This window comes from Rhodococcus sp. ACT016 (assembly GCF_050477185.1).
Lineage (GTDB): Bacteria > Actinomycetota > Actinomycetes > Mycobacteriales > Mycobacteriaceae > Prescottella.
Genome location: NZ_JBEAET010000001.1, coordinates 1,668,762 through 1,694,535 on the forward strand (window position 1 = coordinate 1,668,762; position 25,774 = coordinate 1,694,535).

The following is a 25,774-nucleotide window of genomic DNA, read 5'->3' on the forward strand; positions in this document are numbered from 1 at the left end:
CATGAACGGGGGGAATGGGATCAACGCGCTCATCTGGCTGCTGCCGGTACTTCCGCTCGCCGGTGCGGCCATCCTCCTGCTGGCCGGGCGGCGCAGCGACCCGTGGGGGCATCTGCTCGGCTGCGCCGCGGCGCTCGCGTCCTTCGTGCTCGCGGCGGCGCTGTTCGTCGACATGGTCGGACGCGATCCGGCCGACCGGGTAGCGGTCCAGGACCTGTTCACGTGGTTGCCGGTGGCAGGGCTCCAGGTGGACGTCGGGCTCAGGCTCGACCCGCTGTCGATGTGCTTCGCGCTGCTGATCACCGGCGTCGGGTCGCTCATCCACATCTACTCGGTCGGGTACATGCGCGAGGATCCCGATCGCAGGCGCTTCTTCGCCTACCTCAACCTGTTCCTCGCCGCGATGCTGCTGCTGGTCCTCGCCGACAACTACCTCGGGTTGTACGTCGGCTGGGAAGGCGTCGGCCTCGCCTCGTACCTGCTGATCGGGTTCTGGCAGTACAAGCCGACAGCGGCGACCGCCGCGAAGAAGGCGTTCGTCGTCAACCGCGTCGGCGACATGGGGTTGGTCGTCGCGCTGATGATCATGTTTGCGACGTTCGGTTCCGTCTCGTTCTCCGACGTCCTCGGCGGCGCCGACGCCGCCGGCGAGGGCACGCTCACCGCGATCGGCCTGGCGTTGCTGCTCGCGGCGTGCGGCAAGTCGGCGCAGGTACCGCTCCAGTCGTGGCTCGGGGACGCGATGGAGGGTCCGACGCCGGTGTCCGCGCTCATCCACGCCGCGACGATGGTCACCGCCGGCGTCTACCTGATCGTCCGATCGGGCCCGATCTTCGAGGCGGCCCCAGGTGCGCAGGTCGTGGTCGTGACCGTCGGTGCGGTGACGCTGCTGTTCGGCGCGATCATCGGTTGCGCGAAGGACGACATCAAGAAGGCGCTCGCCGCGTCGACGATGAGCCAGATCGGCTACATGGTGATGGCCGCCGGACTCGGCCCTGCCGGCTACGCGTTCGCGATCATGTTGCTGCTCGCACACGGTTTCTTCAAGGCCGGGCTGTTCCTCGGCGCCGGGTCGGTCATGCACGGGATGGACGACGAGACCGACATGCGGCGGTACGGCGGGCTGCGCACCTTCATGCCGGTCACCTTCGCGACGTTCGGTCTCGGCTACCTCGCGATCATCGGGATCCCGCCGTTCTCCGGGTTCTTCTCGAAGGACAAGATCATCGAGGCCGCGTTCGGTTCCGGAGGGGCCGGGGGCGCCGTCCTCGGCACCGTCGCGGTGCTCGGCGCCGGCATCACCGCGTTCTACATGACCCGCGTGATGCTGATGACGTTCTTCGGCGAGCGCCGGTGGGGGACAGGAGCGGAGCCTGCGGAGCGACCGGAGGACACCGGACCGCGCCCGCACGAGGCGCCGGGTGTGATGACGGTGCCGATGATCCTGCTGGCCATCGGATCGGTCGCGGCGGGCGGACTGCTGGCGATCGGCGGCACCCTCGAGCACTGGCTCGCTCCCGTCTGGACCGAATTCGGCGCCGGGGCCGAGATCGCCGAGACCGCAGTGCCGGTGTGGGCGATCACCGTCGCGACACTGGTCGTGGTGCTCGTCGGTGTCGGGATCGCGTGGCGGCAGTACGGCACGCGTCCGGTCCCGGTCGTCGCGCCCGCCGATGTCTCCGGCCTCACCGTCGCCGCCCGCCGTGACCTGTACGGCGACGACGTCGACGAGGCGGTGTTCATGCGGCCCGGGCAACGGCTGGTCGCGGGTCTGAAGGTGCTCGAGGACAAGGGAATCGACGGCGTCGTGCGGGCAGTCCCCGCGCTGCTCGGTGCGGCGTCCGTGGGACTGCGCCGACTGCAGACCGGATTCGTCCGCTCGTACGCGCTGTACATGTTCGTCGGCGCGGTCGTCGTGGTCGCGGCTGTCCTGGCGGGGAGGGTGTGATGACCGGCTTTCCCTGGTTGACGGTGCTGTGGCTGCTGCCGCTGGCGGGCGCGGTGGCGGCGGTGGCCGTCCCGGCCCGCCGACGTGCTGCCGCCCGGTGGGTCGCGCTGACGGCGGCGGTGGCGACGCTCGCGGTGGCCGTCGTCCTCGCGATCCGTTTCGACCCCGCGGGCGCGCAGTACCAGTTCGTCGAATCGCATTCGTGGATACCGTCGTTCGGTACCCGCTACGAACTCGGTGTCGACGGCATCGCGTTGGCGCTGATCCTGCTGACCGTCGTTCTCGTGCCGCTGTTGCTGCTCGCCGGCTGGCGGGACGTCGCGGCCGACGAGCCACGGCCGCGCGCGACGCAGTCGTACGTCGCGCTGATCCTGGTGGTCGAGTCGATGGTGCTGATGTCGTTCCTCGCGCTCGACATCCTGCTGTTCTACGTGTTCTTCGAGGCGATGCTGATCCCGATGTACTTCCTCATCGGCGGGTTCGGGCAACCCGGACCGGATCGGTCGCGGGCCGCGGTGAAGTTCCTGCTGTACAACCTCTTCGGCGGTCTGATCATGCTCGCCGCCGTCATCGGCCTCTACGTCGTCACGGCCGGCTCGAGCGGCCCGGACAGCCCCTTCACCTCCGGGACGTTCGACTTCCAGGCGATCGTCGCGGCCGTGTCGTCCGGGGACCTGGCGATCGACGCGCCGGTGGCGAACGCGCTCTTCCTCGGGTTCATGTTCGCGTTCGCAGTCAAGGCTCCGCTGTGGCCGCTGCACAGTTGGCTGCCGGATGCCGCGGTGCAGGCCACCCCGGTGAGCGCGGTGCTGATGATGGCGGTGGTCGACAAGGTCGGCACGTTCGCGATGCTGCGGTACTGCCTGCAGTTGTTCCCCGACGCGGCACAGTATTTCGCGCCGCTCGTGATCACGTTGTCGGTGATCAGCATCGTGTACGGCGCGCTGCTCGCGATCGCCCAGACCGACGTCATGCGGCTCATCGCGTACACCTCGATCTCGCACTTCGGGTTCATCGTGCTGGGCGTGTTCGCGATGACCAGCCAGGGGCAGAGCGGCGGGGTGCTGTACATGGTCAACCACGGGATCTCGACGGCGGCGCTGATGCTGATCGCCGGATTCCTGGTGTCGCGGCGCGGAACCCGTGCGATCACCGACTACGGCGGCGTCCAGAAGGTGGCGCCGGTGCTGGCCGGGACCTTCCTGATCGCGGGCCTGGCGACGCTGTCGCTGCCGGGGTTGGCGCCTTTCGTCAGCGAGTTCCTGGTCCTGGTCGGGGCCTACACGCGCTACCCGGTCGCGGCGGTGCTCGCGACGATCGCACTGGTCCTGGCCGCGCTGTACGTGCTGTGGCTCTACCAGCGGATGATGACCGGCCCGGTCGTGGCCGGCAACGAGCACGTCCGTGATCTCCGGCGCCGCGAACTGGTGGTCGTGGCGCCGCTCATCGCGCTGCTGCTGGTGCTCGGGCTGTACCCCAAGCCGATCCTCGACGTCATCACGCCGGCCGTCACCGGGACGCTCACGACCATCGACCGGCCCGATCCCGCACCGACGGTCGCCGAGCAGGACGGGGGCACCCGATGAACGCCGACACGGTTCTGCAGGCCCCGAGCATCGAGTACAGCCAACTGGCGCCGATGCTCATCGTGTTCGCGGTCGCGGTCGTGGGTGTGCTGGTCGAGGCGTTCGCGCCGCGGCGGGCCCGGTACACGACCCACGTGGTCCTGGCGCTCGGCGGCCTCGCCGCGGCGTTCGTCGCGGTCCTGCTGCTGGCCGGGACCCGCAACCTCGCCGCGGTCGGAGCCGTCGCGATCGACGGGCCGACGCTGTTTCTGCAGGGCACGATCCTGCTCGTGTCGATCCTGGCGGTGCTGCTGATGGCCGATCGTGGCCTCGACCGCGCGGCGGTCACCGCGGAGACGGTCGCGGCCGGAGCCCGGGTGGTGAACGCGTTCACTCCGCGGGCATCGGCGGTGCCGGGCAGTGCCGCCGAGAAGGAGGCGGCGAAGGCGGGCGTGACGCAGACCGAGGTCTTTCCGCTGGCGCTGTTCGCGGTCGGCGGGATGCTGCTGTTCCCGGCGGCCGACGATCTGCTGACGATGTTCGTCGCGCTCGAGGTCCTGTCGCTGCCGCTGTACCTGCTGTGCGGCCTCGCTCGTCGGCGCCGTCTGCTCTCCCAGGAAGCGGCGCTCAAGTACTTCCTGCTCGGCGCGTTCTCGTCGGCGTTCTTCCTGTTCGGGGTGGCCATGCTGTACGGCTACGCCGGCACCGTGCAGCTCCCCGGAATCGGTCAGTCGATCGAACGGGGTTCCGGCGATATCGTTCTCGCGCAGATCGGTCTGGCGATGCTGTCGGTCGGGCTGCTCTTCAAGGTCGGTGCGGTGCCGTTCCATTCCTGGATCCCGGACGTCTACCAGGGCGCCCCGACCCCGATCACCGCGTTCATGGCGTCCGCCACCAAGATCGCCGCCTTCGGTGCGGCGCTGCGCGTCTTCTATGTCGCGGTGCCCGGGCTCAGCGTCGACTGGCGGCCGGTGCTGTGGGCGGTCGCCATCGCGACGATGCTCGTCGGCGCGGTCCTCGCGATCACACAGACCGACGTCAAGCGCATGCTCGCGTACTCGTCGGTGGCGCATGCCGGGTTCATCCTCACCGGGGTGATCGCCGGCAACGACGCCGGTGTCTCCTCGACGCTGTTCTATCTGCTCGCCTACGGGTTCAGCACCCTCGGCGCGTTCGCGGTCGTGAGTCTCGTGCGCGATCCCACGGGGACCGAGGTGACGGAGCTGGCGCGGTGGGCGGGCCTGGGGCGCACTTCTCCGATCGTCGGTGCGGCGTTCGCCCTGTTTCTGCTGGCGTTCGCCGGAATCCCGCTCACCAGCGGTTTCGTCAGCAAGTTCGCGGTGTTCCAGGCGGCCGCGGCCGGGGGTGCGGTGCCACTGGTGATCGTCGGCGTGATCAGTAGCGCGATCGCCGCGATCTTCTACGTACGGGTGATCGTGCTGATGTTCTTCGCGGACCCGCCGGAGGGCACGCCCACCGTGGTGGTCACGAGCGCGCCGACGGTCGTGGCCGTCGTCGTCGCGGCCGTCGTGACCGTGGTGTTGGGCGTGGTGCCGCAGCCGGTGCTCGATCTCGCGGACCGGGCGGCGAGCTTCCTGACCTGACGGTCAGCGGGCCGGACACCGGGGGTTCACCCAGGTTACGCAAAACCGGTACATGGGTGAACGGACGCCGTATGGTCATCGCCACCCGTGTCCCGACGCACCCGAGGTGGCCCATGCCCTTTCCGTACCGGAACGTCTCTCGCCGCGCCTTTCTCACCGGCCTGTCGGTGGTCGGCGCCGCCGCGGTGCTGCCCGCCGCGGCGCACGCGACGCCGGTCCTGCGCCAGGCCCCGGATGTGGGACCGGGGCTGATCCGGAACCCGGAGTTCGCGAACGGCGTCATGGCCGGTGTGCCGCGCACCGACGGCGCGACGTTGTGGACGCGGGTCGGTGCGGCGGGCGGTACCGGCAGTCTCGGCGGGAGTCTCGGCGGGAGTCTCGGCGGGAGCCTCGGCGGGAGCCTCGGCGGGAGCCTCGGCGGGAGCCTCGGCGGCGCCGCGGGCGGCGACCTGGCGCTGATCGTGTCGACCCGTGAGGACCTGTCCGCGCCGGTGCTGGCCGAGCGTGTCCCGGTGCGCGAGGATGCCGACGGCACAGCGCATTTCGATGCGACCGGGCTGGCTCCCGGTGAGACGTACTACTACCAGTTCCGTGGCGACGGGGGAGAGTCGCCGGTGGGCCGGTTCCGCACACTGCGCCCGGCCGACTCCAACGAACCGGTCCGCATCGGTTGGTTCACGTGCCAGGGCTTCGAGGAGGGCTATTACGCGGCGCATCGCCACCTCGCCGACGAGGACTTGGACTTCGTCGTGTGCCTCGGCGACTACGTGTACGAATTCACCATGCCCGGGGTTCGGGGCATCGAGACCAACCCGTTCCCGCAAGCACTCGACGCCATGCGGGACAAGTACCGCCGGTACCGGTCGGATGCCGACCTGCGACTGATGCACAGCCGGCACGCCTTCCTCCCGCTCTGGGACGACCACGAGTTCCGCAACAACTACAGCAAGGACGGGTGGACGTTCCCGGTGATCTCGCCGGTGGACACCGCGATCGGGTTCCAGCAGAAGAAGCAGTGGGCGTGGCAGGCGTGGTTCGAGCACATGCCGGTGCCGCGATTCGCCGACGACCCGCTGCGCACGTACCGGTCGCTGCGGGTGGGACGGACCGTGGAGTTGTTCGCACCGGACACCCGGCAGTACCGCGACCGGCAGGCGTGCGGCGACTCGCTCGATCACATCGTGTGCGCCGACGCCGATGCGCCGGGTCGCACGATGCTGGGGGCGCCGCAGAAGCAGTGGCTCCTGGACGGTCTGACCCGGTCGGACGCGACGTGGAAGGTGGTCGCGAACCCGAACATGATGATGGGCATGGTGGTGGCGGACAACGGCACCCGGGCCTACATGGACACCTGGGACGGATACGGCGCCGAGCGGGCCGAGATCCTGTCGACCGCGGCGCAGTCGGTCGAGAACATGGTCCTGGTGACCGGCGACGACCACGACGGGTGGGCGGGCGAGTTGTGGGATACCGGCTTCGCGCCGGGCACGTCGACCGGTGAGCAGTCGAACGTGCCCGGCACCCGGCGGGCCGGCGTCGAGTTCGTGGTCCCCTCTGTCACGTCCACGAACACGGGCGACGGCGGGTACACCGGCAGCAGCGGCGATCCGGTCGGTGATGCACGGGCCGAGGAAGTCAACCGGCGCGCGCACAACCCGCACGTCAAGCACGTCGACATGGTCAGCCACGGCTACGGGTTGCTCGACGTCGATGCGGGGGAGGCCCGTTTCCGGTTCCGCGCGGTCGACAAGTTGAACCCGAATTCCGATGTGACGACGTCGAAGTCGTTCCGCACGCCCGCCGGTCAGTCGGTGATCGAGCCGACCTGACGGTGGTCGTCCCGCACCGTACGGGTCGCCCGGCAGCACCGCCGACCGGAGGCCCCACTGTGCCAGCGGGGCCTCCGGCAGTTCCCGGGTCGGGCGTCAGGATCCGAAGTTGAACCCGCCGGTGCCACCGCCGTTGGCGCCGCCGTTCGCCCCTGCAGTGGAGCCGGCCGAACCGCCGTCCGAACCGAAGCCGAAGTTGCCGCCGAACATGGCGGACATCAGGGCCGAGAAGATCGCGGAGATGGACATGTGTGCTCCTGTGTGTCACTCGATCCAGGTCGACACCGGTTGGTGTCAGGAGTAATTGGACCGTGCAGACGGTGGCGACGGAACGGATCGGCGGCAGGTTAGGGGGCAGATAGGGGGAACTCCCGCATCCCCTATGTCGCCGGCGAATCCCCCTATCCGTGGCCCTGATTCGCTCCGTCGAAGCCCGTGTCGACCATCCGCACCCACCCGCTCGATCGGTCCGGGAGAGCGGCGATCGGGTCGTTCCAGCCGACCCAGTGGGTGCCGGCGATCTCGGCGAGCAGGAATGGGCCGGATCGCCAGAAGCTGTGGGTGGGCTCGTCGAAGACGTACCAACCCTGCAGCCACAACGGCGTGGCGCGAGCGACCATGGCAGATGCCGCCGGCGCGACCCTGTCGTCGACGACTCCGAGGTGGCGGCACCCCATCACCGTCTCCTGCAGGACGAACGACGTCAGGAAATGCTCCAGCGGCGGGGCGAGCTCGACATGGTCGTCGGTGCCGGCGTCGTCCCACATCCAGTGCGCATTGCCGAACACCGCGGACGAATCGGCACTCGCCGGGACCCGGCACGTCCAGCCGTCCTGGTTCTCGCGGAGGAACTCGATCGTCCCTTCGCTCACGGAGAGATCGCTCGCGCGTAGGAGGGCGTCCTGGCGCTGGAGTATCGCGGGCGACTCGGGCAGATGCTGCTCGGCATCCCAGCTCGGCCAGCGACCGGCGAACGTGTACAACTCCCGCAACGCCGACGGGAGCGCCACCGGAAGTTCATCGTCGGGGACGCCATACTCGGGCTTCCAATCTCCGTGCCAGTCGGTGAGGAAGTCCCTCAGCCACGCTACCGTCCCGTCCGAAATGTGCATCCTCCCAGCCTATTCGGTGGTCCGCGATCTCAGTCCGTGTCGGCGGCGGCCGCGGTCAGGCTGTTCCCGAATGCGCAAACCGCGAGTTCGGCGAGCGCGGGATCGGTTTCGGCGTGCTGGGGTGCCTCCATCGCGAGGAGCGTGTTCAGCAGCATGCCGTTCGCGATGAACGTCCGCGCATGTTCTGGCGTGCACCCCGTGCGCGTGCGGATCTGGGTGTAGATCTTCGACATCCAGTCGCGGGCCTGCGCACCGATCTCGGGCGTCGAACCGGCCGCGAAGCCGTGCATCATCACCAGCAGCAGGTCCCGGTCGGCCAGCAGGTCGCTGTACGCCGCGCCCATCTGCGCCCAGAGTTCCTCGTTCTCGGGATCCTCGGCGACCTCGTCGAGTGCGGGTTCGAAGGCGTCCATGATCCGGCCCACCGCGTGCGCGAACACCTCGCGGAACAGATTCGCCTTCGATCCGAACATTCGCACCACGTACGGCTGTGAGACCCCGGCTTCCTTCGCGACGGCGTCGGTGCTGGTGCCGTGGAATCCGCCTCGTGCAAACGCCTTGGTCGCGGCGGTGAGGACGAGTTCGCGGCGAGCCTCCGCGCTCATACGCGTCTGCTTCTCCGATTTTTCTGCCGTCGACATGTTGACAGGTTATCACTCGATAACTAGCGTCGGACCGCATAAGTAATCATTCGATGCTTACAAGTGGGTAGTTCCCGACATTTCCGTCCTCAGGCCTCAGGAGCCGACATGACGAGCCTTACCGATCAACTCGATCCGCAATCCTCGGAAGCGACATCCGGGCCGCCGCCCGGGCGCTCCGTGCCGGTCTGGCTGGCCATCGTGGCCGCCTCGATTCCGATGTTCATGGCCACGCTCGACAACCTCGTGATGACCAGCGCGCTCCCGGTCATCCGTGCCGACCTGAACGCGTCGGTGGGGCAGCTGCAGTGGTTCATGAATGCGTACACGCTCGCGTTCGCGACGCTCATGCTGTCCCTGTCGACGCTCGGTGACCGGCTCGGCCGTCGGCGCGTATTCCTCTGGGGCATAGCGGTGTTCACCGCCGCATCGATCGCCTCCGCGCTGTCGACGACCCCGGCGATGCTGATCGGCGCCCGCGCGGTCCAGGGTGTGGGTGCGGCGGCGATCATGCCGCTCTCGCTGACCTTGCTGGCCGGCGCGGTTCCGCTCGCCAAGCGCGCCCTCGCGATCGGCATCTGGGGTGGCGTGTCCGGACTCGGCGTCGCTCTCGGGCCCGTCGTCGGCGGCGCGGTGGTCGACGGAGTGTCGTGGCAGGCGGTGTTCTGGCTGAACGTGCCGGTGGCGGCCCTCGCGGTGCCGTTGGTGCTGTATGCGCTGCGCGAATCCACCGGTCGACGTCAGCCGCTCGATCCCATCGGTGTGCTGTTCTCCGGCGGTGCTGTGTTCCTCGGCGTGTGGGGGATCGTGCACGGCAACGACGACGGCTGGACCAGTGTGTCCGTGCTCGGCGCGCTGGGCGCCGCGGTGCTTCTGCTGATCGCGTTCCTGATCCGCGAGTCGCGTGCCGATTTCCCGGTGATGCCGCTGCGGCTGTTCCGGTCCCGGCAGTTCACGCTCGCGAACGTCATCGCGTTGACGTTCACGCTCGGCATGATGGGTGCGGTGTTCCTGCTGTCCCAGTACCTGCAGATCGTGTCCGGGTACAGCCCGTTCGCGGCGGGGGTGCGGACGCTGCCGTGGACGGCGGCGCCGATGATCGTCGCGCCCATCGCCGGCCTCCTCGCCCCGCGGGTGGGGCTGCGGGCGCTGCTCGTGAGCGGCCTGGTGCTCCAGGGTCTGTCGCTGGTGTGGATGGCGTCGCTGATCCAGCCCGACGTCGAGTACTCGAGTCTCGTGCCGTCGTTCGTGATGGCCGGTGTCGGAATGGGATTGACGTTCGCGCCCAACGCGACCGCGGTGCTCGCCGACATGAAGGAGGCCGACCACGCGACGGCCAGTTCGATCAATGCGACGCTGCGTGAGATCGGTGTCGCGCTCGGTATCGCGGTGTTGACGGCCGTGTTCCTCGGCGCGGGCGGCAGCCTCACCCCGACCGGGTACACGGACGCGCTGGCGCCGGCGCTGTATGTGGGGGCCGGGTTCGTGGCCGTGGCGGTCGCCGCGGCGGCACTGATGCCACCGCGGCGAGCCGCGAAATCGTCACCGCGGCGAGCCGCGAAGAGTGCCCCGCGGCGACTCGTGAAGGCGAAGTCCGAAGCGGCGGATCAGCCCTCGGTGACGACGGTGCCCTCGGCGAGCGGCCGGGTCATCGACCACAGCGTGATCGACTGACACTTCGACATCTTCCATTCGCCGTTCTCGATGACGTATTCGTCGACGTACTCGATGGAGCGAACGGTCTCGGTGTTGTCGATGAGGTTGACCTGGCGGAAGGCGAGTGTCCACTGGCCCGACGCCAGGTCTTCGCCGTGAAGGGTGATGCTGGGGTGGAAGGCGTGGTGCATGTCGAGGATGACGTGCTTGCCGTCGACCTTCTGCAGGGCGATGTTCCGGAAGACCTCGGCGATCGGGTCGGCGTCGTCGAACTTGCCGAGCGGGCCGTAGTCGATCTCGGCGCCGCGGTCGATGAAGCAGGCGCGGAAGGTGTCGGCGTCCTTGGCGTCGCACGCGCGCAGGTACCGATGCTTGAGCGCCTTGATCGCCTCGATCCGCTCGATGTCGGCGATGCGCTGCTCGATGGTGCGTTCGGTCATGGGTGGTCCTCTCGGTCTGGCGAGCATCACGGGATGTCGTGGATGTTGTCGAAGAACTTAGGTCCCGCAACACATTCCGTGAGAGGCTTTCCCATTCAATGGGTGATCAGGGCTGCCCCGGGAAGGCGGTCGTCGGCGGTGCGACGCCGAGGATTGCGTGCCAGTTCGCTGCCCGCACGGCCGCTTCGGTGAGGGCGGTCATGCCGACTTCGCGGGTGTGTTCGGACTGGCTGCGTTCGATCACCGACCGCCATGCGACGGCCGTGTCCGCCTCCACCTGGGCTGCCAGCTGCGCCGCGGACGTCGGATCGGTCACCGGGAACGGCACCGAGTATCCGGCCTCCGGTTGCGGCGGCTCGACGCTCGCGGCGGTGAGCGCGTCGATCGTCGCGTCGCGGCGGGCGCGATGGGCCGCGGTGTTCGTGGAGACGAGGTCGGCTCGGCTCGGGTTGGAGAACGCCGCCACCAATCCGTACGCGAAGATCGCGGCGTACTCGGCGCGGAGCGCGTCGATCAACGCCTGCTGCTCGGGACCGGGAGTCTGATTGCTCATGTCAGCAACACCGCCTGCTGCGCGGCACATGCCGCGCTGATCGAACCGAGCAGACCTGCGCGGTAACCGGATTGGGTGCGTGCCAGGCGCGCGGCTTCCTTCTGGGAGTCGGCGAGATCGGCGCGCAGTTGGTCGAGCGTCGGCGGTGCCGTCGCCGGTGTCGTGGTCGGCGTGGTGCTCGACGGCGTGGCGGTCGCGGCCCGGGCGATCTCGGCGTCGAGGGCATCGGCGTGCGCGGTCCGTTCGGCCGCGACGACTCCGAGCGCCCCCGCCCGATCCGGGAGGACGGCGATCGCTGCGGTGGCGCTCGCCGCGTCTCGTCGGGCACGCTCCGCCTGGGCGGTGAGCGCGTCGATCTCGGCCGGGGCATCGGCCTGCCCGGAATCCGAGCACGCGGCCGTCAGCGCCAGTGCGGATGCGCCGAGTACTGCGCTGCCCGCGACCCGCAGCGCAGCGCGGCGGGAGAGTGGATGGGTGAGGAAGGGCGTTCGCACGTGATCATGGTGCCAGGAGTGTGCCGAATCCTCGGCACCGAGCGGTCCGTGGCGGGGCCCGCCGGCGGCCGGAGGGGACCGGTTGGTCACGGTCGGTCGCGATCCGCGATACCCTGAAGGCTCCACAGTCCACCTCGTGGTGCGTCGAGTCCTGCGTCGATGAAGTCGGCGGAGCGGGACCGCGGCAGCCACACGTCAGTCTTGACCACAACTGAAGCGAGGAGCGTCCCAGATGCCGGTGCCGTCGAGGGAGAGGGTGATCGAGCTTCTCGCCGATCCCATCGAGCGCGAGGGCTACGACCTCGAAGACGTGACCATCACGCTCGCGGGTCGCCACAGTTCGGTGCGCGTCATGGTCGACAGTAACAACGGTCTCGAACTGGACGAGGTGGCTCGGCTGAGCCATGTCATCTCGGACGTCTTCGATTCGGTGTCCGATTTCGGTGAGTCCCCGTACACGCTCGAGGTGACGTCGCCGGGGATCGACCGTCCGCTGACCGAGGATCGCCACTGGCGTCGCGCGCAGGGCCGCAAGGCGCTGATCGAGCTCGAGGCCGAGTCGCTCACGGGGCGCATCGGCCGCCTCGCCGACGGTGCGGTCGACGTGGTCGTCAAGGCCAAGGGTGGTCCGGTGGTACGCCGGGTGGAACTGAAGGATGTCAGGAAAGCTGTTGTGCAGGTCGAGTTCTCGCGCCCTGACGCGAAAGAACTCGAACTCGCGGGAGGAATCCCGGAGGGCCGTGTGGCTCCTGCGGACGCGGAAGCGTCGAACGAAGAAGATGTAGAAGGGTCGGACAAGTGAATATCGACATCGCAGCGCTGCGCGCAATCGAAGCGGACAAGGGAATCTCCGCGGGGACGATCATCGCGGCGATCGAGACCGCTCTGCTGACGGCCTACCGGCACACCGAGGGACATCAGCCCCACGCGCGGATCGACGTGGACACCAAGACCGGTGTCGTCCGGGTCATGGCGCACGAGGTCGACGCCGACGGCAATCGGGTCGGCGAGGAGTGGGACGACACCCCCGAGGGGTTCGGCCGGATCGCGGCGACGACCGCCCGTCAGGTGATCCTCCAGCGCCTGCGCGATGCCGAGCACGAGCGCAGCTTCGGTGAGTTCGCGACCCACGAGGGCGAGATCGTCGGCGGCGTCATCCAGCGGGACACCCGCGCCAACGCGCGCGGCATGGTGGTCGTGCGCATCGGTAGCGAGGCCAACGGTGCCGAGGGACTGATCCCGCCGGCCGAGCAGGTGCCGGGGGAGACCTACGAGCACGGCGACCGGATCAAGTGCTTCGTCGTGGGTGTGTCCCGCGGCCAGCGTGGCCCGCAGATCACGCTTTCGCGTACCCACCCGAACCTCGTACGCAAGCTGTTCGCGCTCGAGGTTCCGGAGATCGCCGACGGGTCGGTCGAGATCGTCGCGGTGGCGCGCGAGGCCGGACACCGCTCGAAGATCGCGGTCCACTCCCGGGTTCCGGGCCTGAACGCGAAGGGCGCGTGCATCGGTCCGATGGGGCAGCGCGTGCGCAACGTCATGAGCGAGTTGGCCGGCGAGAAGATCGACATCATCGATTACGACGACGATCCGGCGAAGTTCGTGGGCAATGCCCTGTCGCCTTCCAAAGTGGTGTCGGTCACTGTCGTGGACCCCGAAGCTCGTGCGGCGCGGGTCGTCGTCCCGGACTTCCAGTTGTCGCTGGCTATCGGCAAGGAAGGGCAAAATGCCCGTCTGGCTGCGCGGTTGACCGGGTGGCGTATCGACATCCGCAGCGATGCCGCGCCCGGTCCGGAGTCACAGGTCGGTCGCGAAACGACAGGTGCTTAGGAACGGAATGCGGAGATCACGGCGATACAGCGGTAGAGTGGTCGATGGTTCAGCGTGAACTGTCTGTGTCGACGCGTGCCCGGGCCGGTGAACCGGTGCGAACATGCGTCGGTTGCAGGCAGAAAGGGCTGGCCGCCGACCTGCTCAGGGTCGTAGCGTACGAGGCGGAATCCGGTGGGTTCGTCCTCACGCCCGATCCGAAGCGAAGGCTCCCCGGGCGAGGTGCGTGGTTGCACCTCGATCGGAAGTGTCTGAGCGAGGCGGGCCGGCGCCGAGCATTCGGTAGAGCACTGCGGGTGTCCGGAAGTCTGGATTCCTCGGAACTCGACCGGCTGATCGAAGCGGCCGAGATGTCCGAGACATCGAAGGCGGATCGCTCGAACCTGTGAGAACAGGACAGTGATCACGCGTGACGCAGTACCACTCGAGACCTCTCGGGTTGCACCAAACTCGGGAACGACGAGCAGTACCTCAGAGAACAGGCACAAGCACTCATGAGCACACCGTGAAGCACCAGCGATGAACGTCCATCGGAGATAACCGAGGTCGTGCGGGCATCAGTCGCTCGCTCGACCTCTCAGTAGAGGAGAGCAGTGGCAGGCAAAGCCCGCGTGCACGAGTTGGCGAAAGAACTCGGTGTCACAAGCAAGGAACTACTCGCGCGGCTCAAGGAGCAGGGCGAGTTCGTGAAGTCGGCGTCCTCGACGGTCGAGGCGCCCGTTGCGCGTCGTCTGCGGGAGTCGTTCCCGTCGGCGAAGACGAAGTCCGAAGGCAAGCCGGAAGGTGCGGAGACCGCTCCGCGTCCGGCTGCGAAGCCCGGTGTCCCCGGCGCCTCCGCGCCGAAGCCCGGTGCTCCGCGCCCCGGCCCCAAGCCCGCTCCGGCCGCACCCGCGGCTCCTGCGGCAGCGGCACCCGCTGCGCCGGCCGCGCCCAGCGCTCCGGCTGCACCCAGCGCTCCGGCTGCGCCCAGCGCACCGGCCGCCGCGGGTCCGCGTCCCGGCCCGGCACCCGTGCCCGGCCCGAAGCCGGCGCCGCAGGCACCTGCAGCGCCGGCTGCCAAGGCCCCGTCCGCACCCGCGGCACCGGGACCGAAGCCCGGTGGCCCGCGCCCCGGCCCGAAGCCGCCGCGCGTCGGTAACAACCCGTACTCGACGGCTCCGGCTGAGCGTCCCGCGCCGCGACCGGCACCCGGTGCCCCGCGTCCGGGTGCCCCGCGTCCCGGCCCGCAGGGCGGCGCTCCGCGTCCCGGTGCGCCGCGTCCGGCCGCCGGCCCCGGCGGTCCGCGTCCGGCTCCCGGCCAAGGCGGACCTCGTCCCAGCCCCGGCTCGATGCCCCCGCGCCCGAGCCCGGGTGCGATGCCGCAGCGTGCGGCGCGCCCCGCGCCCGGCGCAGGTCGTCCGGGTCGCCCCGGTGCACCCGGCGGTCGTCCCGGCGGCGGTGGCGGCGGCTACCGCGGTGGCGGCGCTCCCGGTGCCGGTGCAGGCGCAGGCGGCGGAGCGGGCGCGCCCGGTGGATTCCGCGGTCGCCCGGGTGGCGGCGGTGGCGGCGGACGTGGTCGCGGCGGTGCCGCGGGTGCATTCGGTCGTCCCGGTGGTGCTCCGCGTCGCGGTCGCAAGTCGAAGCGGCAGAAGCGTCAGGAATACGATTCGATGCAGGCGCCCGCCGTCGGCGGCGTGCGGTTGCCTCGTGGCAACGGTGAGACCATCCGTCTCGCTCGTGGTGCATCGCTCTCCGACTTCGCGGAGAAGATCGACGCGAACCCGTCGGCACTGGTCCAGGCGCTGTTCAACCTCGGCGAGATGGTCACGGCCACTCAGTCGGTGAACGACGAGACCCTCGAGCTGCTCGGCGGCGAGATGAACTACGTCGTCCAGGTCGTCAGCCCGGAGGACGAGGACCGCGAGCTGCTCGAGTCGTTCGACCTCACCTACGGCGAGGACGCCGGCGACGAGGAGGACCTCGAGTCGCGTCCGCCGGTGGTCACCGTCATGGGTCACGTCGACCACGGCAAGACCCGCCTGCTCGACACGATCCGCAAGGCCAACGTCCGCGAGGGCGAGGCCGGCGGCATCACGCAGCACATCGGTGCCTACCAGGTGCTGACCGAGCTGGACGGCAACGAGCGCCTGGTGACGTTCATCGACACCCCGGGTCACGAGGCCTTCACGGCCATGCGTGCGCGCGGTGCCAAGGCCACCGACCTCGCGATTCTGGTGGTCGCAGCCGACGACGGCGTCATGCCGCAGACGGTGGAAGCGATCAACCACGCTCAGGCGGCCGACGTGCCGATCGTGGTCGCGGTGAACAAGATCGACAAGGAAGGCGCGAACCCGGACAAGATCCGTCAGCAGCTGACCGAGTACGGGCTGGTCACCGAGGAGTACGGCGGCGACACCATGTTCGTCGACATCTCTGCCAAGCAGGGCACCAACATCGATGCCCTCCTGGAAGCGGTGCTGTTGACCGCGGATGCCTCCCTGGATCTGCGCGCCAACCCGGACATGGACGCCCAGGGTGTCGCGATCGAGGCGCACCTCGACCGTGGCCGTGGCCCCGTCGCGACCGTGCTAATCCAGCGCGGAACGCTGCGGGTCGGCGACTCGATCGTCGCGGGCGATGCCTATGGCCGCGTCCGTCGCATGATCGACGAGCACGGCGACGATGTCGAGGAGGCTCTGCCTTCGCGTCCCGTCCAGGTCGTCGGCTTCACGTCGGTCCCCGGCGCAGGCGACAACCTGCTCGTGGTCGACGAGGACCGGATCGCCCGCCAGATCGCGGACCGGCGTAACGCACGCAAGCGCAATGCGCTCGCTGCCCGCAGCCGCAAGCGCATCAGCCTGGAAGATCTGGATGCCGCGCTCAAGGAGCACAACGAGCTCAACCTCATCCTCAAGGGCGACAACTCCGGCACCGTCGAGGCGCTGGAAGAGGCCCTCATGGGGATCGAGATCGACGACGAGGTGCAGCTGCGCGTGATCGACCGCGGTGTCGGTGGCATCACCGAGACCAACGTCAACCTGGCGTCCGCGTCCAACGCGATCATCATCGGCTTCAACGTCCGTGCTGAGGGCAAGGCGACGGAGCTGGCGAACCGCGAGGGTGTCGACATCCGGTACTACTCGGTGATCTACCAGGCCATCGACGAGGTCGAGAAGGCCCTCAAGGGCATGCTCAAGCCGGTCTACGAGGAGGTCGTTCTCGGCAAGGCGGAGATCCGTGCCATGTTCCGCTCCTCGAAGGTCGGAAACATCGCGGGCTGCCTCGTCACGGACGGCATCGTTCGCCGCAACGCGAAGGCTCGCCTGATCCGCGACAACGCGGTGATTGCGGAGACGATGACCATCTCGTCGCTCAAGCGCGAGAAGGACGACGCGACCGAGGTCCGCGAGGGCTACGAGTGCGGTCTGACCGTCACGTACTCCGACATCAAGGTCGGCGACGTGATCGAGGCGTACGAGCTGCGCGAGAAGCCGCGCGACTGAGTCGCACCGCTTCAGTCCCTCCCCGGCGGCTTCGGCCGCCGGGGAGGGACAACCCGGCTGTGCCGGGAATCGACTCGTCTCACACCGGAGGGAGGACTGGTGTATCTCGGCGCGCTCGAGATGGACATCCTGTTCGGCGATGTGCGGTCACTGAAGGAAAAGCGGTCGCTGGTGCGGCCGATTCTGACAGAACTGCGTCGATACGGTGTGTCCGCTGCTGAGACAGGCGAACACGACCGCTACCGGCGGACCCTGCTGGGAGTCGCGGTGGCGAGTTCGGGGGTCGACCACGTCCACGAGGTGCTCGATCAGTGCGAGCGGCACGTCGCTGGACGACCAGAACTGCAGTTGCTTGCAGTTCGACGAAGAATTTTCGGCCCCGAGGACTAGCACCGACTAGCACCGAGCTAGCGCGGGCTGACGCTGGAGACATCCCAGAGAGGAGACTGATTGCCATGGCAGATCCTGCACGCGCACGCAGGCTCGCGAAGCGCATCAGCACGATCGTCGCGACGGCGATCGACCACGAGATCAAGGACCCGCGTCTGGCCTTCGTGACCATCACCGACGCCAAGGTGACGGCCGACCTGCACGACGCCACCGTCTACTACACGGTGATGGGTTCGGACCTCGAGTCCGAACCGGACCTGGCCGGTGCTGCGGCAGGCCTCGAGAAGGCCAAGGGTGTGCTGCGCTCCAAGGTGGGCGCGGGAACCGGCGTCCGCTTCACCCCGACGCTGACGTTCGTGGCCGACACCGTGCCCGACACGGCACGGCACATGGAGGAGCTGCTGGCGCGGGCGCGCGCCGCGGACGATGCGGTTGCCCGGGCGCGGGAGAGCGCGACGCCGGCGGGCGACGCGGATCCCTACAAGGAGCCGCGGGTGGCGTCCGACGACGCCTCGCCCGAGGACGACTGACTCGGTGCGCGCATGACTCACTGTCCGGACACCGCGCGGCAGGTGCTCGCGCAGCAGGACCTGCAGCTGCAGGATGCGGTCGACATGCTGGACGCAGCCACATCGGTGACGATCCTGTGCCACGTCCAGCCCGACGCCGACACCGTCGGTAGCGGACTTGCACTCGGAATCGTATTCGCGCGCAAGGGGATTCCGGTGCAGGTCGCATTCGCTTCGCCGGCCGAGTTGCCGGTGTCGATGGATGGCCTGCCGGGGACGGATCTGCTGACGCGGGTCGACGACGTCGCCGACGAGGTGGACCTGCTCGTCACGGTGGACTGCGGTAGCGCCGGGCGGCTCGGCTCGCTGGCGTCCCGGCTCGACGGGGCACGGCAGTCGCTGGTGATCGACCATCATCGATCGAACACCCGCTACGGCATGCTCAACGTGATCGACGACTCGGCCGAGTCGACGACCGCGGTGCTGGCGAAGATGTTCGACCTGTGGGGCGTGACGATCGACGCGGATCTGGCGCACTGCCTCTACGCGGGACTGGTCACCGACACCGGATCGTTCCGGTGGGGGCAGGCGGGCACCCATACGCTCGCCGAACGCCTGTTGGGCACCGGTATCGACGGTGCCGCGATCACGCGGCGTCTGCTCGACACCCACCCGTTCGGGTGGTTGCCGATGCTCGGATCGGTGCTCAGCTCCGCGGTCCTCGTTCCCGACGCGGTCGGTGGTCGGGGCCTGGTCCACGCCGTGATCCGGTGCTCCGACTCGGCCGGCCTCGGTGCCGAGGAAGTCGAGAGCGTCATCGACATCGTCCGCACCACCGCCGAGGCGGAGGTGGCCGCGGTGTTCAAGGAGTCGACGCCGGATTCGTGGTCGGTGTCGCTGCGCTCGAAGCAAGCGGTGGACGTCGCCGCGGTCGCCGAACGCCTCGGGGGCGGTGGGCACCGCTTCGCGGCGGGATACACGGCGTGCGGCCCGAGTGACGCCGTCGTCGCCGCGCTGCGCGAGGTTCTCGGCTGAGTTGACGGAAACCGCCGCCGACGAGGAATTCCGGGCAGCAGAGGCCGACGCGGGTCCGCGCCGGATCCTCGGGCTGGCGCTGCCGGCGCTCGGGGTCCTGGCCGCCGAACCGCTATACCTCCTGCTCGACATCGCCGTGGTCGGACATCTGGGCGCGCTCGCCCTGGCAGGGCTCGCGGTCGGTGGGCTGATTCTCGCTCAGGTCAGCACGCAGCTCACGTTCCTGTCGTACGGCACCACCGCGCGCGCGTCGCGGATGTTCGGCGCCGGACGGAAGCGTGACGCGGTGGGCGAGGGGGTGCAGGCGACGTGGCTCGCGCTGGGGATCGGTGTGCTGCTCGTCGTCGCGGTCCAATTGCTCGCCGGCCCGATCACGCGGCTGATCGCCGGATCCGGCGACATCGCCGCCGAGGCGGAACGCTGGCTGCGGATCGCCGTGTTCGGCGCGCCGCTGATCCTGGTGGCGATGGCCGGCAACGGCTGGATGCGGGGCGTGCAAAACACGCTGAGGCCGCTGCAGTTCGTGCTCGTCGGTCAGGTGCTCTCGGCGGTGCTGTGCGTGCTCCTCGTGCACGGCGTGGCCGGTGCACCGCGCTGGGAACTCGCGGGTTCGGCGGTGGCAAACGTCGCGGGCCAGACGACGTCGGCAGTGCTGTTCGTGGCCGCGCTGCTGCGCTCGGGTGTGCCGCTGCGTCCGCGTCCGGCGGTCATGCGCGCGCAGCTGGTTCTGGGACGAGACCTGATCCTGCGCAGCCTGGCGTTCCAGGCCTGTTTCCTGTCCGCCGCTGCCGTCGCCTCGCGTTTCGGTGCGGCGTCCGTCGCCGCGCACCAGGTGGTGCTTCAGCTGTGGAACTTCGTCGCGCTCACCCTCGATTCGCTCGCGATCGCCGCGCAGACCCTGGTCGGGGCCGCGCTCGGTCGCGGCCAGGTCCGTGGGGCCAACCGACTCGCGTGGCGTCTGACGCGGTGGTCCGCGGTGTTCGCGACCGTGCTGGCGCTCGTCTTCGCCGCCGCTCACGCGCTGGTCCCGTCGGTGTTCACCGACGATCCGGCGGTGCTCGGGCAGGTGTCGATCGCGTGGTGGTTCTTCGTCTGCATCATGCCGGTCGCCGGGGTGGTGTTCGCGCTCGACGGCGTCCTGCTCGGGGCCGGCGACGCGGCGTTCCTGCGGACCGCGACGCTGGGGTGTGCGCTGGTCGGTTTCCTCCCGCTGATCTGGTCGTCGCTCGTGTGGTACTGGGGGCTGGCCGGAATCTGGGCGGGGCTTACCGTGTTCATGGCTCTGCGGATGTTGGCCGTGCTGTGGCGCACGGTGTCGGGTCGGTGGGCGATCGCCGGGTCCGATCTCCAGGCGTGGTGGGAGACGAAAGGGTAGGGGTGTGGCAGGCAAGTTGATGGCGGTGAGCGACACGCACGTCGGGCACCGGGGTAATCGCCCGATCACGGAGGAGATCTTCCCGGACTCGCCCGACGACTGGCTGATCGTCGCGGGTGACGTGTCTGAGAAGACCGACGACATCCGCTGGGCGCTGACGCTGCTGAAGAGTCGCTTCGCGAAGGTGATCTGGGTGCCGGGCAACCACGAGTTGTGGACCACGGCGAAGGATCCCGTGCAGATGCACGGCAAGGCCCGCTACGACTACCTGGTCGACATGTGTCGCGAGATCGGCGTGCTCACCCCCGAGGACCCGTACCCGGTGTGGGAGGGCGAGGGCGGTCCCGCCACGATCGTCCCGATGTTCCTGCTCTACGACTACAGCTTCCTGCCCGCCGGGGCGGTCGACAAGGCCGACGGGCTGCGGATTGCGCGGGACCGGAACGTCGTCGCCACCGACGAGTTCCTGCTGTCGTCGGAGCCGTACGCGACCCGGGAGGCGTGGTGCCGGGCGCGCGTCGAGCAGACCCGGAGCCGCCTGGACGCACTCGACCTGTCGATACCGACGGTCCTGATCAACCACTTCCCGCTGGTGCGCCAGCCCACCGAGGTGCTGTACTACCCCGAGTTCGCACTGTGGTGCGGAACCGTGGAGACCGCGGACTGGCACACCCGCTACAACGCCGCGTGCTGCGTCTACGGGCATCTGCACATTCCGCGCACCACCTACTACGACGGTGTGCGGTTCGAGGAGGTCTCGATCGGCTACCCGCGGGAGTGGCAGCGGCGCGGGCTCCCCGACAAGCTGTTGCGGCAGATCCTGCCGGTGCCCGAGTACGCACCGGGGACGCTGAACAAGTTCGGTGGGCACTTCCGGATCACGGCGGAGCAGGAAGCGGAGTACGAGCGCATGCGAGCGCAGCGATGACAGGGGAATCGGTTTGATCGAGCGCATTCTGCCCACCGGTGTGGCTTCGGCCGAGCTGTTCGAGGACCCGCCGGGGCTGCAGCCGCACCCGCAGGAGGAGTCGCTGATCGCCCGCGCGGTCGAGAAGCGCCGCCGCGAGTTCATCGGGGCCCGCCACTGCGCGCGAGTGGCGATGGCCGATCTCGGTGTGGAGCCGGGCCCGATTCTGCGGGGCGACAAGGGATCTCCCGTCTGGCCGCGGGGCGTTGTGGGGAGCCTGACGCACTGCGACGGCTACCGGGCCGCGGTGCTCGGATATGCGATGCAGGTGCGGTCGCTCGGCATCGACGCCGAACCGAACGGCCCACTCCCCGACGGTGTGCTCGACGCCGTCAGCCTGCCGGAGGAGCGTGCCTGGCTGGCCGCGGTCGAGCCGTCGCCGGTGCACCGGGACCGACTGCTGTTCTGCGCCAAGGAAACGACCTACAAGGCGTGGTTCCCGCTGACCGGGCGCTGGCTCGGCTTCGAGGACGCCCACATCACGTTCGACGACGGCGTCGAGACCGACGACGGAATCATCGGGTCGTTTCACTCGCGCTTGCTCGTGCCCGGTGACACCACCGACGGTGGCGCGCCGCTGGCGAGCTTCGACGGCCGCTGGATCGTCTCGGACGGCCTGATCGTCACGGCCATTTCCATGAGCTGAGCAGCGACTGGCAGAATCGGACCACGTGCCCAAGTCTGAGAAACCGTCCTCCGGCCTCGTCGGCGCCGGTCTGCTGATCGTCGACAAGGATCCCGGGATGACCAGCCACGACGTCGTCGCTCGGTGCCGGAAACTGCTGAACACCCGAAAGGTGGGGCACGCAGGCACTCTCGATCCGATGGCGACCGGGGTACTGATTCTCGGTGTGGAGCGGGCGACCAAGCTGCTCGGCCTGCTGGCGCTGACCACCAAGTCGTACAGCGCCACCATTCGGCTCGGGCAGAGCACGACGACCGACGACGCCGAGGGTGAGACGCTGGCGGTGGTGGACGCCTCCGCGGTGACCGACGAGCAGATCGCGGCCGAGATCGCCGCGCTCACCGGCGACATCCAGCAGGTGCCGGCGACGGTGAGTGCGATCAAGGTCGACGGCAAGCGGGCCCACGCGATGGTTAGGGACGGGGAGGAAGTGAAGCTGGCCGCGCGGCCGGTCACCGTCTCCCGCTTCGACGTCCTGGCGCGGCGCGACGTGCCCGGCGGTGTCGGCGCGGATGCCGGAGCCTTCGTGGACCTCGACGTGGAGGTGGACTGCTCGTCGGGCACGTACATCCGCGCGCTTGCCCGAGACCTCGGCGCGGCGCTCGGCGTCGGGGGACATCTGACTGCGCTGCGGCGCACCGCCGTCGGTCCGTTCACGCTCGAGCACGCCCGCACCCTGGAGCAGCTCGCCGAGAATCCCGGCGTCAGCCTCGACATCGACGAGGCCGCTCAGACCGCGTTCCCACACCGGCAGATCAGCGCCGACGAGGCCGAATCGATCAGCCAGGGTCGCTGGCTCGAACCGATCGGCCGTAAGGAGATCTACGCGGCGATCGACCCGAGCGGGCACACGATCGCGCTGATCCAGGAACGCGGCAAGCGGGCCAGTTCGGTGATGGTGGTGCGGCCGGCGACGCTGCGGTAGCGCGTCAGCTCCCGGGGACGAGGTCCGGATAGACGAAGTGGCCGGGCCCGCCGCCGGGCATATTCGAGCCCATCGAGCCTGGAAAGTCGAGCGGTAGCTGCACCAGCTTGTGCGGATTGCCCTGCAGATCCGCCTGCCAGCATTCGAGTAGCACGCCGTGGAACCCGGTGCACACGATGCGGGTGCTGGTGCCGAACGGTGACGTCAGGCGGTTGCTGCTGACGAACGGGTTCCAGTAGTCCAGGTCGGTGGGCGTGAGGAAGCCGTTGTAATCGAACGGCGCCACGGGACTGGGGTAGGGCGGCGGTGTGGGCCACTCGTCCGCCGCCGCGACTCCCGCGCCGGCGACGGCGACGGTGGCTGCGGCGCACACCGCCGCCGCGAATCGTGTGACACGTCGAACGGTCGTGTTCATCGCGGGCCTCGTCTCGTCGGAGCGGAAGGGTGCGCTGAATCCAGAGCCTAGACGAGCCAGATGGCTTGTGCTGCAGGGTTGCCGAGGTCGACGGCCCCGGCGTTCGGATCGGTGCCGAGCCGGATCGAGACGGTGCCGGCGTAGTCGCGGCGTTCGACGACCGTGATCTCGGTGTCGAGCGCGATGCCGACCGAATCGAAGTAGCGCAGCATCGCCGGATCAGAGTCGGAGATCCGGGCGACCCGGCCGGACTCCCCGTCCTGGAAGTCGCTGAGCTGCCGGGCCGGCGGGGTGGGAATGGAGCCGTCCGCCGCCGGGATGGGGTCGCCGTGCGGATCGCGTTCGGGGAACCCGAGCTTGGCATCCATGCGGTCGATCATGCGGTCGGAGACCGCGTGCTCGAGCACCTCGGCCTCGTCGTGCACCTCGTCCCACCCGTAGCCGAGCTCGTTCACCAGGAACGTCTCGATCAGCCGGTGGCGACGCACCATCGACACCGCGGCCGCCCGACCGGCGTCGGTGAGCGCGATCGACCCGTACCGGGCGTGATCGACGAGTCCCTGGTCGGACAGCTTGCGGATCGCCTCGGAGACGGTGGACGCCGAGACGCCGATGCGCTCGGAGAGCAGCTTGGTGGAGACGCGTTCGCGCGACCACTCCTGGACGGTCCAGATGACCTTGAGATAGTCCTGCGCCACCGACGACAAGGTGTCCGGGCGGGGCACCTCGGTCGGAGGGTTCACGTCTGACTTCTGAGTGGCCACGGTTACGAGCTTAGGCAACCATCACCCAGTACACACATCAACTCCCGGTGTGCAGACCGCACTCCTCGTCCGTCCAGGCACGTCACATCTCGTCCGTCCCGGACAGTGACACCTTGTCCGTCCCGAACGTGACCGGTGTCGGTCGTGGCCGTAGGCTGCCACCTGTGCAGAGATGGCGAGGTCTGGACGATGTGCCGGCGGACTGGGGGCGTTGCGTCCTGACGATCGGCGTTTTCGACGGCGTGCATCGCGGGCACGCGCAGCTGATCTCGCGGGCGGTCGACGCCGCCCGCGAGCGTGGAATCCCCAGTGTTCTCATGACATTCGATCCGCATCCGGCGGAGGTGGTGCGCCCGGGCAGCCACCCCGCCCAGCTGACGACGTTGCCGCGGCGGGCCGAGTTGGTCGAGGAGTTGGGTATCGACGTCTTCTGCGTCATCCCGTTCACTGCCGAATTCATGAGGCTCTCCCCGGAGCGTTACGTCCACGAGATCCTGGTCGAGCGACTCCACGTCGCTGAGGTCGTGGTCGGTGAGAACTTCACATTCGGACGCAAGGCGGCCGGCAACGTCGATCTGCTGCGCGAGACGGGGGCTCGGTTCGGATTCGCGGTCGACGGCGTCAGCCTGCTCGCCGAGCATGCGGTGACGTTCTCGTCGACGTACATCCGTTCGTGCGTGGACGCCGGCGACGTCGCCGCGGCCGCGGAGGCGCTCGGCCGACCGCACCGGGTCGAGGGCGTCGTGGTCCACGGCGACGGGCGCGGCCGCGGACTGGGCTTCCCGACCGCGAACATCGCCCCGCCGATCTACTCGGCGATTCCCGCCGACGGGGTCTACGCGGCCTGGTTCACGGTGCTCGGTCCGGGACCGGTGGAGGGCACGGTCGAACCGGGGCAGCGTTACAAGGCGGCGGTGTCGGTGGGAACCAACCCGACGTTCTCCGGGCGTGCCCGCACCGTCGAGGCGTTCGTGCTCGACCGGGAGGCGGACCTGTACGGCCAGCACGTCGCGGTGGATTTCGTCGAGCGCGTCCGGGGCATGGAGAAGTTCGATTCGGTCGAGGCGCTCATCGAGGAGATGGGCCGCGACGCGGAGAAGGCGCGGAAGATCCTCACCGAGGACGCCCGGACCGCCCCGAGCTGAGCGGTGCAGGGCACCTGGTAGGATTTCCTGCTGGTGTGCGCTGCGGTTCGCGGCGGCCGCACCGTCGGACGTCCGGCTTCGGCCGGGTTCCGGTTTCCTTTCACGCGGACGTCAGTTACAGGAGTGCACCAAGTGGCATTGACCACCGAGCAGAAGAAGCAGATCCTCGGCGAGTACGGACTGCACGAGACCGACACCGGTTCGCCGGAGGCGCAGGTGGCCATGCTCACCAAGCGCATCGTCGATCTCACCGAGCACCTGAAGCAGCACAAGCACGACCACCACTCGCGTCGTGGCCTGCTGCTGCTGGTCGGACGCCGTCGTCGTCTGCTGAAGTACGTCCAGAAGGTCGACATCGCCCGCTACCGCTCGCTCATCGAGCGTCTGGGCCTGCGCCGATAAGACGCGCT

Annotated in this window: 26 protein-coding genes; 18 read left to right on the forward strand and 8 right to left on the reverse strand. The window is 69.0% G+C overall.

Translation table 11 applies throughout. From position 1 onward, the window contains the following. The first annotated feature begins 1 nt into the window (after position 1). The 4 genes from nuoL (at position 2) to ACQ5DX_RS07735 (ending at position 6,946) form a co-directional block, all read left to right on the forward strand. Positions 2-1,948, forward strand: a complete 1,947-nt coding sequence (nuoL, locus tag ACQ5DX_RS07720) for an NADH-quinone oxidoreductase subunit L (protein ID WP_430332075.1) — start codon at positions 2-4, stop codon at positions 1,946-1,948. After that, positions 1,948-3,534 (forward strand): NADH-quinone oxidoreductase subunit M, encoded by a 1,587-nt coding sequence (locus ACQ5DX_RS07725; RefSeq protein ID WP_430332076.1) that lies wholly within the window; start codon positions 1,948-1,950, stop codon positions 3,532-3,534. The genes nuoL and ACQ5DX_RS07725 overlap by 1 nt, the downstream gene beginning before the upstream one ends. Continuing rightward, positions 3,531-5,117 (forward strand): NADH-quinone oxidoreductase subunit NuoN, encoded by a 1,587-nt coding sequence (nuoN, locus tag ACQ5DX_RS07730; RefSeq protein ID WP_430332077.1) that lies wholly within the window; start codon positions 3,531-3,533, stop codon positions 5,115-5,117. The genes ACQ5DX_RS07725 and nuoN overlap by 4 nt, the downstream gene beginning before the upstream one ends. Before the next feature lie 113 nt (positions 5,118-5,230). Beyond that, entirely contained in the window at positions 5,231-6,946 is a 1,716-nt protein-coding gene (locus ACQ5DX_RS07735; protein ID WP_430332078.1) for an alkaline phosphatase D family protein, read from the forward strand. A 96-nt stretch (positions 6,947-7,042) separates the two neighbouring features. On the opposite strand, the gene ACQ5DX_RS07740 is transcribed toward ACQ5DX_RS07735, so the two are convergent. From ACQ5DX_RS07740 to ACQ5DX_RS07750, 3 genes are all read right to left on the reverse strand, one after another. Next, the gene (locus tag ACQ5DX_RS07740) at positions 7,043-7,195 is read right to left on the reverse strand and encodes a hypothetical protein (RefSeq protein WP_430332079.1); all 153 of its coding nucleotides are present in this window, start codon (positions 7,193-7,195) and stop codon (positions 7,043-7,045) included. Between the two features lie 152 nt (positions 7,196-7,347). Continuing rightward, the gene (locus tag ACQ5DX_RS07745; RefSeq protein ID WP_430332080.1) at positions 7,348-8,058 is read right to left on the reverse strand and encodes a hypothetical protein; all 711 of its coding nucleotides are present in this window, start codon (positions 8,056-8,058) and stop codon (positions 7,348-7,350) included. Positions 8,059-8,087: 29 nt separating this feature from the next. Next, positions 8,088-8,699 (reverse strand): TetR/AcrR family transcriptional regulator, encoded by a 612-nt coding sequence (locus ACQ5DX_RS07750; protein WP_430332081.1) that lies wholly within the window; start codon positions 8,697-8,699, stop codon positions 8,088-8,090. A 108-nt stretch (positions 8,700-8,807) separates the two neighbouring features. Between ACQ5DX_RS07750 and ACQ5DX_RS07755 the strand changes: the two genes are divergently transcribed. Continuing rightward, the gene (locus tag ACQ5DX_RS07755; RefSeq protein ID WP_430332082.1) at positions 8,808-10,373 is read left to right on the forward strand and encodes an MFS transporter; all 1,566 of its coding nucleotides are present in this window, start codon (positions 8,808-8,810) and stop codon (positions 10,371-10,373) included. On the opposite strand, the gene ACQ5DX_RS07760 is transcribed toward ACQ5DX_RS07755, so the two are convergent. The 3 genes from ACQ5DX_RS07760 to ACQ5DX_RS07770 all read right to left on the reverse strand — a co-directional run bounded on the left by ACQ5DX_RS07760 (position 10,307) and on the right by ACQ5DX_RS07770 (position 11,842). After that, positions 10,307-10,795, reverse strand: coding sequence for a nuclear transport factor 2 family protein (locus ACQ5DX_RS07760; protein WP_430332083.1), 489 nt, complete (start codon positions 10,793-10,795; stop codon positions 10,307-10,309). The genes ACQ5DX_RS07755 and ACQ5DX_RS07760 overlap by 67 nt on opposite strands. A 106-nt stretch (positions 10,796-10,901) precedes the next feature. Beyond that, positions 10,902-11,348 carry a ferritin-like domain-containing protein gene (locus ACQ5DX_RS07765; protein WP_430332084.1) on the reverse strand — a complete coding sequence of 149 codons (447 nt, stop codon included), beginning with the start codon at positions 11,346-11,348 and terminating at the stop codon, positions 10,902-10,904. Then, on the reverse strand, positions 11,345-11,842 hold the full coding sequence (locus tag ACQ5DX_RS07770) for a hypothetical protein (protein WP_430332085.1): 498 nt from the start codon (positions 11,840-11,842) through the stop codon (positions 11,345-11,347). Before ACQ5DX_RS07770 ends, ACQ5DX_RS07765 begins: the two co-directional genes overlap by 4 nt. A 232-nt stretch (positions 11,843-12,074) precedes the next feature. On the opposite strand from ACQ5DX_RS07770, the gene rimP reads away from it, so the two are divergent. The 11 genes from rimP (at position 12,075) to truB (ending at position 23,040) form a co-directional block, all read left to right on the forward strand. Continuing rightward, a complete protein-coding gene (gene rimP / locus ACQ5DX_RS07775) occupies positions 12,075-12,644 on the forward strand; it encodes a ribosome maturation factor RimP (RefSeq protein ID WP_430332086.1) in 570 nt (189 codons plus the stop codon). Next, entirely contained in the window at positions 12,641-13,672 is a 1,032-nt protein-coding gene (gene nusA, locus ACQ5DX_RS07780; protein WP_430332087.1) for a transcription termination factor NusA, read from the forward strand. Before rimP ends, nusA begins: the two co-directional genes overlap by 4 nt. Before the next feature lie 44 nt (positions 13,673-13,716). Then, positions 13,717-14,061: a YlxR family protein gene (locus tag ACQ5DX_RS07785; RefSeq protein ID WP_430332088.1), complete on the forward strand. Its 345-nt coding sequence runs from the start codon at positions 13,717-13,719 to the stop codon at positions 14,059-14,061. A 204-nt stretch (positions 14,062-14,265) separates the two neighbouring features. Next, positions 14,266-17,154 carry a translation initiation factor IF-2 gene (gene infB, locus ACQ5DX_RS07790; protein WP_430332089.1) on the forward strand — a complete coding sequence of 963 codons (2,889 nt, stop codon included), beginning with the start codon at positions 14,266-14,268 and terminating at the stop codon, positions 17,152-17,154. A gap of 99 nt (positions 17,155-17,253) precedes the next feature. Next, positions 17,254-17,544, forward strand: coding sequence for a DUF503 domain-containing protein (locus tag ACQ5DX_RS07795; RefSeq protein WP_430332090.1), 291 nt, complete (start codon positions 17,254-17,256; stop codon positions 17,542-17,544). A gap of 65 nt (positions 17,545-17,609) precedes the next feature. Continuing rightward, a complete protein-coding gene (rbfA, locus tag ACQ5DX_RS07800; protein WP_430332091.1) occupies positions 17,610-18,074 on the forward strand; it encodes a 30S ribosome-binding factor RbfA in 465 nt (154 codons plus the stop codon). A gap of 12 nt (positions 18,075-18,086) precedes the next feature. Continuing rightward, the gene (locus ACQ5DX_RS07805) at positions 18,087-19,088 is read left to right on the forward strand and encodes a DHH family phosphoesterase (protein WP_430332092.1); all 1,002 of its coding nucleotides are present in this window, start codon (positions 18,087-18,089) and stop codon (positions 19,086-19,088) included. Between the two features lie 64 nt (positions 19,089-19,152). Continuing rightward, the gene (locus ACQ5DX_RS07810) at positions 19,153-20,463 is read left to right on the forward strand and encodes an MATE family efflux transporter (RefSeq protein WP_430335577.1); all 1,311 of its coding nucleotides are present in this window, start codon (positions 19,153-19,155) and stop codon (positions 20,461-20,463) included. A gap of 4 nt (positions 20,464-20,467) precedes the next feature. Then, positions 20,468-21,391: a metallophosphoesterase family protein gene (locus ACQ5DX_RS07815; RefSeq protein WP_430332093.1), complete on the forward strand. Its 924-nt coding sequence runs from the start codon at positions 20,468-20,470 to the stop codon at positions 21,389-21,391. Between the two features lie 13 nt (positions 21,392-21,404). After that, the gene (gene npt / locus ACQ5DX_RS07820) at positions 21,405-22,076 is read left to right on the forward strand and encodes a 4'-phosphopantetheinyl transferase Npt (RefSeq protein WP_430332094.1); all 672 of its coding nucleotides are present in this window, start codon (positions 21,405-21,407) and stop codon (positions 22,074-22,076) included. A gap of 25 nt (positions 22,077-22,101) precedes the next feature. Further along, a complete protein-coding gene (gene truB / locus ACQ5DX_RS07825) occupies positions 22,102-23,040 on the forward strand; it encodes a tRNA pseudouridine(55) synthase TruB (RefSeq protein WP_430332095.1) in 939 nt (312 codons plus the stop codon). A gap of 4 nt (positions 23,041-23,044) precedes the next feature. Here truB and ACQ5DX_RS07830 read toward each other — a convergent pair whose 3' ends face one another. Further along, on the reverse strand, positions 23,045-23,455 hold the full coding sequence (locus ACQ5DX_RS07830) for a hypothetical protein (protein ID WP_430332096.1): 411 nt from the start codon (positions 23,453-23,455) through the stop codon (positions 23,045-23,047). Positions 23,456-23,502: 47 nt separating this feature from the next. Next, positions 23,503-24,219, reverse strand: a complete 717-nt coding sequence (locus ACQ5DX_RS07835) for a metal-dependent transcriptional regulator (protein WP_430332097.1) — start codon at positions 24,217-24,219, stop codon at positions 23,503-23,505. Positions 24,220-24,383: 164 nt separating this feature from the next. Between ACQ5DX_RS07835 and ACQ5DX_RS07840 the strand changes: the two genes are divergently transcribed. Together ACQ5DX_RS07840 and rpsO are read left to right on the forward strand one after the other, a co-directional pair. Then, a complete protein-coding gene (locus ACQ5DX_RS07840; protein ID WP_430332098.1) occupies positions 24,384-25,364 on the forward strand; it encodes a bifunctional riboflavin kinase/FAD synthetase in 981 nt (326 codons plus the stop codon). Between the two features lie 132 nt (positions 25,365-25,496). Next, complete coding sequence (rpsO, locus tag ACQ5DX_RS07845; RefSeq protein ID WP_127915894.1) at positions 25,497-25,766, forward strand: 30S ribosomal protein S15; 270 nt, start codon at positions 25,497-25,499, stop codon at positions 25,764-25,766. Positions 25,767-25,774 lie beyond the last annotated feature (8 nt).